9 protein-coding genes are annotated in these 11,975 nt (G+C 60.5%); 7 read left to right on the top strand and 2 right to left on the bottom strand.

Translation table 11 applies throughout. The features are described from left to right. Nucleotides 1-22 precede the first annotated feature (22 nt). The 6 genes from scpA (at nucleotide 23) to CTR2_RS13870 (ending at nucleotide 8,423) form a co-directional block, all read left to right on the top strand. Entirely contained in the window at nucleotides 23-2,197 is a 2,175-nt protein-coding gene (gene scpA / locus CTR2_RS13895; protein WP_087083303.1) for a methylmalonyl-CoA mutase, read from the top strand. A gap of 37 nt (nucleotides 2,198-2,234) precedes the next feature. Beyond that, on the top strand, nucleotides 2,235-3,239 hold the full coding sequence (gene meaB / locus CTR2_RS13890) for a methylmalonyl Co-A mutase-associated GTPase MeaB (RefSeq protein WP_176391644.1): 1,005 nt from the start codon (nucleotides 2,235-2,237) through the stop codon (nucleotides 3,237-3,239). An 80-nt stretch (nucleotides 3,240-3,319) separates the two neighbouring features. Next, nucleotides 3,320-4,855, top strand: coding sequence for an acyl-CoA carboxylase subunit beta (locus CTR2_RS13885; protein WP_003065036.1), 1,536 nt, complete (start codon nucleotides 3,320-3,322; stop codon nucleotides 4,853-4,855). A gap of 27 nt (nucleotides 4,856-4,882) precedes the next feature. Next, nucleotides 4,883-6,931, top strand: a complete 2,049-nt coding sequence (locus CTR2_RS13880) for an acetyl-CoA carboxylase biotin carboxylase subunit (RefSeq protein ID WP_087083307.1) — start codon at nucleotides 4,883-4,885, stop codon at nucleotides 6,929-6,931. A gap of 145 nt (nucleotides 6,932-7,076) precedes the next feature. Beyond that, a complete protein-coding gene (locus CTR2_RS13875) occupies nucleotides 7,077-7,889 on the top strand; it encodes a YdcF family protein (RefSeq protein WP_087083309.1) in 813 nt (270 codons plus the stop codon). A gap of 69 nt (nucleotides 7,890-7,958) precedes the next feature. Beyond that, the gene (locus CTR2_RS13870) at nucleotides 7,959-8,423 is read left to right on the top strand and encodes a VOC family protein (RefSeq protein WP_012838377.1); all 465 of its coding nucleotides are present in this window, start codon (nucleotides 7,959-7,961) and stop codon (nucleotides 8,421-8,423) included. A 53-nt stretch (nucleotides 8,424-8,476) separates the two neighbouring features. Here the strand turns inward: CTR2_RS13870 and CTR2_RS13865 are convergent, their stop codons facing one another. Continuing rightward, on the bottom strand, nucleotides 8,477-9,577 hold the full coding sequence (locus tag CTR2_RS13865; protein WP_254913336.1) for an OmpP1/FadL family transporter: 1,101 nt from the start codon (nucleotides 9,575-9,577) through the stop codon (nucleotides 8,477-8,479). A gap of 187 nt (nucleotides 9,578-9,764) precedes the next feature. On the opposite strand from CTR2_RS13865, the gene CTR2_RS13860 reads away from it, so the two are divergent. After that, the gene (locus CTR2_RS13860) at nucleotides 9,765-10,685 is read left to right on the top strand and encodes an alpha/beta hydrolase (protein ID WP_087083311.1); all 921 of its coding nucleotides are present in this window, start codon (nucleotides 9,765-9,767) and stop codon (nucleotides 10,683-10,685) included. On the opposite strand, the gene CTR2_RS13855 is transcribed toward CTR2_RS13860, so the two are convergent. Then, a complete protein-coding gene (locus CTR2_RS13855; protein ID WP_087083313.1) occupies nucleotides 10,655-11,761 on the bottom strand; it encodes a site-specific integrase in 1,107 nt (368 codons plus the stop codon). The two genes, CTR2_RS13860 and CTR2_RS13855, sit on opposite strands and share 31 nt — an antisense overlap. Nucleotides 11,762-11,975: the final 214 nt, after the last annotated feature.

The raw sequence follows: 11,975 nt of genomic DNA, 5'->3' as shown, positions 1-11,975 counted from the left end.
CGCACCGCATACGAGAGACAACATGAGCCAAGAGAATCCGGCACAGGACCCACAAGAATTTGCACCCGCTGATCTGCAAGCCTGGAACAAGGCCGCCAACAAGGCGGCCCCCGGTGGCGACATCAACAACCTGAACTGGGTCACGCCGGACGGCATCACCGTCAAGCCGCTGTATACGGCCGAAGACACTGCCGATCTGCCCTTTACCAACACGCTGCCGGGATTCGCACCTTATATCCGCGGCCCCCAGGCCACCATGTATGCAGGGCGGCCCTGGACGATCCGCCAGTACGCCGGCTTCTCGACTGCAGAAGAATCCAACGCCTTCTATCGCAAGGCGCTGGCTGCCGGCGGCCAAGGCGTTTCCGTCGCCTTTGATCTGGCCACCCACCGCGGCTATGACTCCGATCATCCACGTGTGACGGGTGATGTGGGCAAGGCCGGCGTGGCGATCGACTCCGTCGAGGACATGAAGATTCTCTTCAACGAGATCCCCCTGGACAAGGTCTCCGTCTCCATGACCATGAATGGCGCCGTGCTGCCCGTGCTGGCCGGTTATGTGGTGGCTGCCGAAGAGCAGGGTGTCTCGCAGGACCAACTCGCCGGAACGATTCAGAACGACATTCTGAAAGAGTTCATGGTGCGCAACACCTATATCTACCCGCCCAAGCCATCGATGAAGATCATTGGCGACATCATCGAGTACACGAGCCAGAACATGCCCAAGTTCAACTCGATCTCGATCTCGGGCTATCACATGCAGGAAGCCGGTGCCAATCAGGCACTGGAGATGGCTTTCACGCTGGCCGACGGCAAGGAATATGTGAAGACTGCCATTGCCAAGGGCATGGACGTGGACGCTTTTGCGGGCCGTCTGTCCTTCTTCTGGGCCGTGGGCATGAATTTCTACCTGGAAGTGGCCAAGATGCGTGCCGCGCGTCTGCTGTGGTGCCGCATCATGAAGGGCTTTGACGCCAAGAACCCCAAGAGTCTGATGCTGCGCACGCACAGTCAGACGTCGGGCTGGTCGCTGACCGAGCAGGACCCCTACAACAACGTGGTCCGCACTACGATCGAAGCCATGGCTGCCGTGTTTGGCGGCACCCAGTCCCTGCACACCAATGCGCTGGACGAGGCCATTGCCCTGCCCACGGAATTCTCGGCCCGCATTGCCCGCAACACACAGCTGATCATTCAGGAAGAGACCCATATCACCAATGTGATCGACCCCTGGGCTGGCTCCTACATGATGGAAAAGCTGACTCAGGAAATGGCCGACAAGGCCTGGGCCATCATCGAGGAAGTCGATGCCATGGGCGGCATGACTGCGGCCGTGGACAGCGGCTGGGCCAAACTCAAGATCGAAGCCGCCGCCGCCGAGAAGCAGGCGCGCATCGATTCGGGCAAGGAAGTCATCGTCGGCGTCAACAAGTACAAGCTGGCCAAGGAAGACCCGGTCGACATTCTGGAAGTGGACAATGTCAAGGTGCGTGACAGCCAGATTGCGCGGCTCAAGAATATCAAGGCCAAGCGCGATGCAACCCAAGTGGAAGCTGCGTTGGCTGCCATCACGGCAGCGGCAGAGTCCGGCGATGGCAATCTGCTGGACCTGTCCATCAAGGCCGTGCGCCTGCGTGCCACTGTAGGTGAAGTTTCCGACGCGATGGAAAAGGCGTTTGGTCGCCATCGCGCCGATACCCAGAAGGTGACCGGTGTGTATGCTGCCGCTTATGACTCAGCCGAAGGCTGGGACAAGCTCAAGGAAGAGATCAACACCGCTTCGCAGGCCATGGGCCGACGCCCCCGCGTGATGATCGCCAAGCTGGGTCAGGACGGCCACGACCGCGGTGCCAAGGTGGTCGCCACCGCCTTTGCCGACCTGGGCTTTGACGTGGACATGGGGCCGCTGTTCCAGACCCCCGAAGAATGCGCGCGCCAGGCCATCGAGAACGATGTGCACGCTGTGGGTGTCTCCACTCTGGCTGCCGGTCACAAAACCCTGGTTCCGGCCATCATTGCCGAGCTCAAGAAGCAGGGCGCGGACGACATCATCGTCTTCGTGGGCGGTGTGATTCCCGCCCAGGACTATGATTTCCTCTACAACGCGGGCGTCAAGGGCGTATACGGCCCCGGCACTCCCATTCCCGCCAGCGCCAAGGATGTGCTGGAGCAGATCAAGAAGGCCAACGGTCTTTGATCGGCCGGCAAGCATCGATAGCAAAGGCGATCGCGACGTGACACCTGAGCAAATGCAAGACGGCATCCTGCGCGGCAACCCTGCCGTGCAGCGCCGGGCCATGGCCAAGGCCATTACCTTGCTTGAATCCTCCCGGACCGACCACCGTGAACAGGCAGACGGCCTGCTCACCGCTCTGCTGCCGCATACGGGCAAGGCATTTCGCCTTGGCATCAGTGGTGTGCCGGGCGTCGGCAAATCCACTTTCATCGAAGCCCTGGGCCTGTACCTGATAGAGCAGGGTCTGCGTGTGGCCGTGCTGGCGATCGATCCGTCCAGTACCGTCTCGGGCGGCTCCATCCTCGGTGACAAGACCCGCATGGAGCAACTGTCCATGCGGCTGGAGGCCTATATCCGCCCAAGTCCCAGCAGCGGTACGCTGGGCGGCGTGGCCGAAAAGACGCGCGAGGCCATGCTGGTCTGCGAAGCCGCCGGTTATGACGTGGTCATCGTCGAGACCGTTGGCGTGGGCCAGAGCGAGATCGCCGTGCACGGCATGACGGACATGTTCTGCGTGCTCCAACTGCCCAATGCGGGCGACGACCTGCAGGCCATCAAGAAGGGCGTGATGGAACTGGCCGATCTGGTGGTCATCAACAAGGCCGACATCGACCCCCATGCCGCCACGCGTGCCCAGGCCCAGATCACATCGAGCCTGCGCCTGCTGGGTATGCACGGTAACCCCGATCATGCCAACACCGGCGCGCTATGGCAGCCGCGGGTGCTGCAGATCAGTGCCTTGCTGGGGCAGGGGGTGGAGGGTTTCTGGGCTGCAGTCAGCAGCTTCAGGGAGCTGCAAACCGCGAACGGCCGCCTGACCCTGCGTCGCGAGAAGCAGGCCCTGGCCTGGATGTGGGAGCGCATCGACTTCGGTCTCAAGCAGGCGTTTCGCCAGCATCCGCAGGTCAAGGCCATGCTCCCCGTCCTTCAGGACGATGTGGCAGCGGGTCGTATCGCCGCCAGTACCGCAGCAAGAAATCTGCTTCTAGCCCAAATGCAGTAGGCGCTAGCAGCTCTTATTACCATAGCATCGCAGCATCACCATTGCGAGACAAGCAACCCAAATCACGTTAGAGGACAAGCATGCAAGACGATATCCTGAAGCAGCTGGAAGCCAAGCGAGAACTCGCTCGGTTGGGTGGGGGACAAAAGCGCATCGATGCGCAGCACAAGAAAGGCAAGCTGACGGCGCGCGAGCGTATCGAGCTGCTGCTGGACGACGGCACTTTTGAAGAGTGGGACATGTTCGTGGAGCACCGCTGCACGGACTTCGGCATGGAAAACACCAAGATCCCCGGCGACGGCGTGGTCACCGGCTACGGCATGATCAACGGTCGTCTGGTCTTTGTGTTCAGCCAGGACTTCACGGTGTTCGGCGGCGCGCTGTCCGAAACCCATGCCGAGAAGATCTGCAAGGTGATGGACCAGGCCATGAAGGTCGGCGCTCCCGTCATCGGCCTCAACGACTCGGGTGGTGCGCGTATCCAGGAAGGCGTTGCCTCTCTGGGTGGCTATGCCGATGTGTTCCAGAAGAATGTGCTGGCTTCGGGCGTGGTGCCTCAGATCTCCATGATCATGGGCCCCAGTGCCGGCGGCGCCGTGTACTCGCCAGCCATGACCGACTTCATCTTCATGGTCAAGGACAGCTCCTATATGTTCGTGACCGGTCCCGAAGTCGTGAAGACCGTGACCCACGAGGAAGTCACGGCCGAAGAGCTGGGCGGGGCCATCACCCACACCACCAAGAGCGGCGTGGCCGACATGGCTTTCGACAACGACGTGGAAGCACTGATGATGCTGCGTCGCCTCTATAACTACCTGCCCTTGAACAACAAGGAAAAGGCTCCCGTGCGCGAAACCACAGACCCCGTGGGCCGCGCCGACATGTCGCTGGATACGCTGGTGCCTGAAAACGCCAACAAGCCCTACGACATGAAGGAGCTGATTCTCAAGACCGTGGACGATGGCGATTTCTTCGAACTGCAGCCTGAGTACGCCAAGAACATCATCATCGGTTTTGCCCGCATGGCCGGTCAGACCGTGGGCGTCGTGGCCAATCAGCCCCTGGTGCTGGCCGGCTGCCTGGACATCAAGTCCTCCATCAAGGCGGCGCGCTTCGTGCGCTTTTGCGATGCCTTCAACATCCCCGTGGTTACCTTCGTGGACGTACCCGGTTTCATGCCTGGCACTTCGCAGGAGTACGGCGGCATCATCAAGCACGGCGCCAAGCTTCTGTATGCGTATGCCGAAGCCACGGTGCCGAAGATCACCGTCATCACCCGCAAGGCCTATGGCGGCGCCTACGACGTGATGGCCTCCAAGCATTTGCGTGGTGACGTCAACCTGGCCTGGCCCCATGCGGAAATCGCCGTGATGGGCGCCAAGGGCGCGGTGGAGATCATCTTCCGCGAAGACAAGAACGATCCCGTCAAGCTGGCTGCACGCGAAGCGGAGTACAAGGAGCGCTTTGCCAACCCCTTTGTGGCCGGCGCCCGTGGCTTTATCGACGATGTGATCCAGCCGCACGAAACGCGCAAGCGCATCTGCCGCTCGCTGGAAATGCTCAAGAACAAGCAGCTGGACAACCCCTGGCGCAAGCACGGGAACATCCCCCTGTAAGAACAAGAAGAACCAGGAGATATATCCATGTTTACCAAGATTCTGATTGCCAACCGCGGCGAGATCGCCTGCCGAGTCATCGCCACCGCCCGCAAGATGGGCATCCAGACCGTGGCGGTCTATTCCGACGCCGACAAGGACGCACGCCATGTCAAGCTGGCCGACGAGGCCGTGCGCCTGGGCCCTGCACCCAGCCGCGAGTCCTATCTGCTGGGCGAAAAAATCATTGAAGCCTGCAAGCAGACCGGCGCACAGGCAGTGCACCCCGGCTACGGTTTCCTGTCGGAAAACGAGGGCTTTGCAAGGCGCTGCGAAGAAGAGGGCATTGCCTTCATCGGCCCCAAGTCGCATTCCATTGCGGCCATGGGCGACAAGATCGCTTCCAAGAAGCTGGCCGGCGAAGCCCAGGTCAATACCATCCCCGGCTACAACGACGCCATCGCGGGCCCCGAGCAGGCCGTGGAAATTGCCAAGGGCATTGGCTACCCGGTGATGATCAAGGCCTCGGCCGGTGGTGGCGGCAAGGGTTTGCGCGTGGCCTTCAACGACAAGGAAGCCTTTGAAGGTTTTGCCTCGTGCCAGAACGAAGCGCGCAACAGCTTTGGCGACGACCGCATCTTCATCGAGAAGTTCGTGCAGGAGCCACGCCATATCGAAATCCAGATTCTGGGCGACAGCCACGGCAATGTGGTTTACCTGAACGAGCGCGAATGCTCGATCCAGCGTCGTCACCAGAAGGTGATCGAGGAAGCGCCTTCGCCCTTCATCAGTGACGAAACCCGCAAGGCCATGGGCGAGCAAGCCGTGGCCCTGGCCAAGGCTGTCAAGTACCAGAGCGCCGGCACCGTGGAGTTCGTGGTCGGCAAGGACCAGGACTTCTACTTCCTGGAGATGAATACCCGTCTGCAGGTGGAGCACCCGGTGACCGAATGCATCACCGGCCTCGATCTGGTCGAGCAGATGATTCGTGTGGCCGCCGGTGAAAAGCTGGCTTTTACCCAAGCGGATGTGAGGCGCGACGGCTGGGCCATCGAGTGCCGTATCAACGCCGAAGACCCGTTCCGCAATTTCCTGCCTTCGACCGGTCGTCTGGTGCGCTTTGCACCGCCCGAGCAGACCATGTGGCAGTCCGATACCGAGCACCTGAACGGCGTGCGTGTGGATACCGGCGTCTATGACGGCGGCGAGATCCCCATGTACTACGACTCGATGATTGCCAAGCTCATCGTGCATGGCAAGGATCGCAACGACGCCATCGCCAAGGCCCGTGAAGCGCTCAACGGCTTTGCCATCCGCGGCATCAGCTCCAACATCCCGTTCCAGGCAGCTCTGCTGGCACACCCGGACTTTGTCTCGGGCAAGTTCAACACCGGCTTCATCGCCCAGCACTATGCCGACGGCTTCCATGCCGAGGACGTGCCCCACGATGATCCCGACTTCCTGGTGGCTTTGGCCCTGTTCCGCAATCGCCGCTATCGTGCGCGTGCATCGACCATCACCGGCCAGATGCAGGGCCACCAGGTGCAGGTGGGCGAGAAGTACACCGCCGTGGTTCTGGGGGCTGAAGGCAAGAATCAGTATGTGACTGGCGAAGTGACCGACTTCGACGCCCAGGCGCGCGTTTGCAAGGTAGTGATCGGCGACAAGGCCTACGAGTTCCGCAGCAATGCCGATATTCGCGACCTGGTGGTTCGCGGCGTCTGCAATGGCAAGGCTTTCACGTGCCAGATCGAGCGCGGCAACGGCAAGAACCCGCTGGCTCTGCGTGTCATCCACAACGGCACGCAAGCAGATGTGCTGGTGCTCTCGCCCAAGGGCGCCGAGATGCACAAGCTCATGCCTTACAAGGCTCCGCCAGATTTGTCCAAATTCCTGCTCTCGCCCATGCCCGGCCTGTTGGTCGACGTGGCAGTGCAGCCCGGCCAGAAGGTGCAGGCCGGCGAGAAGCTGGCCGTCATCGAAGCCATGAAGATGGAGAACATCCTGTTCGCAGCCCAGGATGGTGTGGTCAGCAAGATCAGCGCCGCCAAGGGAGACTCGCTGGCGGTGGACGACATCATTCTGGAATTCGAGTAATGAGAGCTTTTCGGGGCCTCTGTTCAGAACCGATCTGGTCTGAGCATAAGGCCCCGAAGCAAAAGCCCGCACGGCTTTGGCTCTGCGGGCTTTCCAATTTTCAATAAGATCGGCTCTATCCTTTATCCAGACTCAGATCGCAGCTATGACATTGAAAGCAGATGCAACGATTTCCCACCCTGCCAGATTGGCGCGTACGCTGCTGGCTCTGTTGGGGACGCTGCTGCTTGTCGATGCTCTGGTACTGATGGGCATGGGGCATTTCAATGTCGGCGTGGTGTTGCCCGCCATGCTGGGTATCGCGGCCTTGTGGCTGAGCTGGAAATGGCGGTCGGTGCAACACTGGCGTTCGATCAGACCCTTGCATAAAAGGCTCTGGTCGTTGGGTTGGGCTGGCTTTACGCTGTGGCTGATCAGCCTTTTCTGGTTCTGGAGCCACCTTTTCGGTCTGGGTCTTGCGCCGCAGCAAGTGCCGCCCGTGCAATCCATCGTGGTGCTGGGCAGCGGCACGCTCGATGGTCACCCCAGGCCGGTTCTGGCTACGCGACTGGATACGGCAGCAGAACTGGCCAAGCTGCAGCCCCAGGCCTTGGTCGCTGTTTGTGGCGGTGTCGATTGGGGTGAGAAAGAGTCTGAGGCCGAGGTCATGGCTCGCTATCTGCAGCAGCGTCACGGTATTGCTGCGCAGCGGCTGGTGCTGGAAAAGCTCAGTACCAGTACCGAGCTGAACCTCAAACTCAGCCGGCCCTTGCTGGCCGAGCGCGGCGTGGCCGCGGATGCACCCATGGCCATGGTCAGCAGCGACTTTCACCTGATGCGTGCCATGAACATTGCAAAGCGGCAGGATCTGCCTCAGGTCTATCCCGTGGCAGCTCCGACCCCTCTGGCCACGCGTTTCAATTCCTGGCTGCGCGAATACTTTGCCATGGCCAGCAGCTGGTTGCTGGGCGAGGTCTGATATTTCAATAAAAACCGGCTCTGGCGCTTATCAGTATTGCGTCTTAAGCTATCAATCAAGGAGTTATTCATGAGCAATCGTCCTTTCAAGGTTCTGGGCATTCAGCAAGTCGCCATCGGCGGCACCGATAAACAGCGCATGAAAAAGCTGTGGGTGGACATGCTGGGTCTGGAGCAGACCGGCACCTTTCAGAGCGAGCGCGAAAACGTGGACGAGGACATTCTGGCCATGGGGCGGGGCGCGATGAAGGTGGAAGTGGACATCATGCAGCCCATGGATATCGAGAAAAAGCCCGCCGTGCACGCCACGCCGCTGAACCACATCGGCCTGTGGATCGACGACCTGCCCAAGGCCGTTGAATGGCTGACGGCCAATGGCGTGCGATTTGCTCCCGGCGGTATCCGCAAGGGAGCGGCGGGCTATGACATCACTTTCCTGCACCCCAAGAGCAATGACGAGTTTCCGATTGCCGGCGAAGGCGTGCTGATTGAGCTGGTACAGGCCCCGGCCGAGGTGATCGCGGCGCTAGGCTGAGTGTTCCGGGCGCCGGCTGCCAGATTGCAGCAGCGTGATAGCTGCGATTGTTCTTAGAACTGATAGCCGAGCCTGATCCCGAACGCTGTGGCGGACTCGGCATCAAAATTCGCCAGGGTTGTGCCGCCGCTGGAAATATCTACCGAGCCCAGACGCTGGTAGCTCAGCCAGGGCGTGAGCTTGAACTGCCCTTGCTGATAGCTCACCCCCACTGTGTAGCCAAGGCGACCATTGGTGGGGCGCAATGGCGACAGCGCGGCCTTGTCGTTGTGCCTGTCATAAGCTATGGCGACAAAGCCGGACCAGTTCGCAGCCAACTTCTGTCCAAGACCCAGCGTGTAGGTGGTGGTGTCCTCCATGTCTGCCAGGCTGTGGCCTGGGAGTACCGCCGCCAGGGTCTGCGGATACAGCCTGAATTGCGACCAGTTGGTCCAGCGAATCTGTCCAAAGAGCAGGGTACCTGGCGCGATGCCTGTCTGAATATCGAGGTTGAAGCTCTGCGGAGCTGTCGATGCCGTGCTTGTTTCGCCCGGCCATAGGTTTTCACGGGTAGCGATCTTGTGCTTGATGGCTGAGTAATAGGTCGCAGCAACGCGCAAAGCCATATCGGGGCGCTCATAGCTCATGCCCAGCAAGTAGCCAGGCTCGGTACTGGGTCTGAAATCCACCCGGTACCCATTGAGCGCTCCAAACACCATTCCCCCCAGAGCCACATGTCCTTCGGTGCGCTGCAGGCGTAGCCCACCATGAACAGCCCAGTGCTCATCCAAGCGGTAGCGCATGGCCCCCATGAGCTCATGGCTGCTCACGCGGGCCTGAGTGCCGCCAAAAAGAGGCGATTGCAGAGGGCTGTAAGCAATGTCAAGGCCAAAAGGCTTGCTCAACATGAGCAGCACCGAGGTGCGTGGATTCACATCCTGCTTGTATGCAAAGCCCCATTGGGTGTAATCGTCGGCGACCTGACCGGTGGACTTGCCCAAGGCATCCGTGCCCTGGATCCGGGGCCGAACCGTATAGGTCTCCACGGAAAGATAGCGGCCGTTTTCAAACAAAGGCCCAAGGTCTTGGCCAGTTCTATCAAGGCCGCCGGCCTGGGCGCAGAGGCCCCACATCATGGCTGCGCAGCCAGCCCCCATTTTTGCTTTTCTCAACACCTGCTCCAACGCTCTGATTCCAGTTGCATGAATGTAATTTAATGTGTCTAAGTGACAGGCGTATAGGTCTAATTGGAGGATGCAGGCTCGTGCAGTTGACGCTTTCGGGGCTCCAAAGAGCTACCAGCGTGGCTTATGCTGTGCGCTGCGAGTGATCGCCGCCCGAAGCCCAAAGCCGCGCAGAAAAATGCATCCCATCTCGACCGTCCTCACGACTGCTTACTACGACCGCCAATACAACGCCCGTGCCAGCGTGCAGGATCCGCTTGCGTATCTGGCGCGCTACACGCAGGAAAGCCTGGCTGCGTTTGCATTGCCTGGTGCAGTTCGCAACCAGCGCTACAGCCCCAGGGCCGTGGATGTTCTGGATATCTATCTGCCCGCAACTCAGGCAGGAAAAGCACAAGCGGCGCCTGTTTTCATCTTCATTCATGGCGGCTACTGGAAGGCCTTGAGCAAGGATGATTCGGCATTCATGGCACCCGCGCTGACGCGGGAGGGGGCTATCGTCGTGGTTCCTGACTACGATCTGGCTCCGGCCGCCACGCTGGATCATATCGTCGAGCAGATGCGCCAAGCCTATGCCTGGGTGGTGCGCAATATTGCCATCTACGGCGGTGATGCCCACAATATCTGTGTCTGCGGAAGCTCGGCCGGTGGACATCTGGCAGCCATGTTGCTGGCCAAGGAGTGGCTGCAAGACTATGACCTGCCAGCGCAGGCCGTGCCTCGGTCGGTATTGACCTTGAGCGGTCTGTTTGACCTGCAGCCGCTGCTGACAACCCATATCAACGGCTGGATGCAGCTGGACGATGCTGCAGCCATACGCAACAGCCCGCGCTTTCTACTTCCCGATGCGAGTACGCATGGTCAGTGTCAGCTGCGCGTGAGCTGTGGCGAGTTTGAAAGCCATGAATTCAAGCGCCAGTCGCGCGAATACTTGGCTGCGTGGCAGGCGCGTTGTCTGCCGGGGCAATGGGTGGAGGCGCCGGCTACCAACCACTTTGATTTGCCGCTGCAACTGGCCGATCCGCAATCTGCCATTCATCAGACTGCGCTGCAGTTGATGGGGCTTGATCAGTCCTCGTCCAGCATACGCGCCGCCTGATTGTTGAGCGCCGAGTCGGCCCGGAAGTAGCCGAGTACCGTGTTCACGCTATGGTGCCCGGTCAATGCCATGGTGTCAGCCAGCGGCAGATTGCGTCTGCCGGCCTCGGTCACAAATCCCGAGCGCAGCGAGTGTGCCGAAAAGTCTCCTTCCACACCGGCCAGTGCACAGCGTTCCTTGACGATGTTGCGCACAGCAGCGGGAGTCAGTGGCTCTGCCACATGGCCTCCTTTGCGGATGCGCCTGAAGATAGGACCTTCGGTGATGCTTGCTGCGTCCAGCCATGCTCTCAGGGCGATGGCTGCGCGTCCGGTGACGGGCTTGTGATTCTCGGGGGCATCGGTGCCGCTCTGGTTGGTCTTGCTATGGCTCAGGGTGTAGATGAACTCGCCACCTGCCACGGCGCGCAGGAAGCGCATATCAGCAGCGGCCACTTCGGAGCGGCGCCGCCCGCCGCTGGCCCAGGCAAACAGCAGCAGCGCCCGGTCGCGCAGGCCGCGCAAGCTATCGTCACAGCTGGCCAGCAGCGCCTCCAGCACGTCTCGCGTCAGCGCCTCTTTTTTCTGGGGCAGATCACCGCGTCTTGCATAGGCCTTGCGCGTACGTGACATCAACTCCCTGACCGCCCCATCCTGACAGGGGTTGGACATGGCATGCACCTGATGTGCCTTGGACATCACGGCCATGCGGTGCACCAGCGTGTTGTGTGAAGGTGCCCCTTTTTTACCCTTGTAGCCGGCAGCTACCAAGGCTTCATCGATTTCGGGAGGCATCTCATGAAGCAGGCCGGTACCACTCTGCCTCTGGGCATGGTCAATGATGAACTGCAGCACCGTGGAAACCTGCAGCGGCAGTTGCATGGGCTGGCCCAGACGCAGCAGATGCCAGGCCGCCCAGTAACGCATGGCACTTTGATAGCTGTTGCGCGTGTTGCGGGATTCGCCTTCATGCATCAGTTCCTTGATGGCTTCATGCGCTTCGGGTGCCAGGGCGGCTGGTGGCATATCCCGCATCTGTAGGCGGTTGGCATCAAAGGCCGCTGGAGCAGGGAAGGGCGAGGGCTTGCGTGAATCCATGACGCTATTTTCGCCCTGACTTTGCACGCCAGCTGAAATCAATGTGCCGGCAAAAGGAGGCCCAGCACTGCGGCCCCTGCTGTCCTTACTCACGCGTCCTTACTCAAGAGTCCTTATTCACGCCCTGTCAGGCGGGCGCAACTCTGTTGAGAGCCTGCGAGCTGATGGCAGGCATCGCGTACATCAATGGCAGCTATCAGGCACAGCGCGCCCT

It is taken from the genome of Comamonas thiooxydans, from assembly GCF_002157685.2.
GTDB classification, from domain to species: domain Bacteria; phylum Pseudomonadota; class Gammaproteobacteria; order Burkholderiales; family Burkholderiaceae_C; genus Comamonas; species Comamonas testosteroni_H.
The sequence above is the reverse complement of the archived record's forward strand: the minus strand, read 5'-3'. Positions and strand labels throughout refer to the sequence as shown.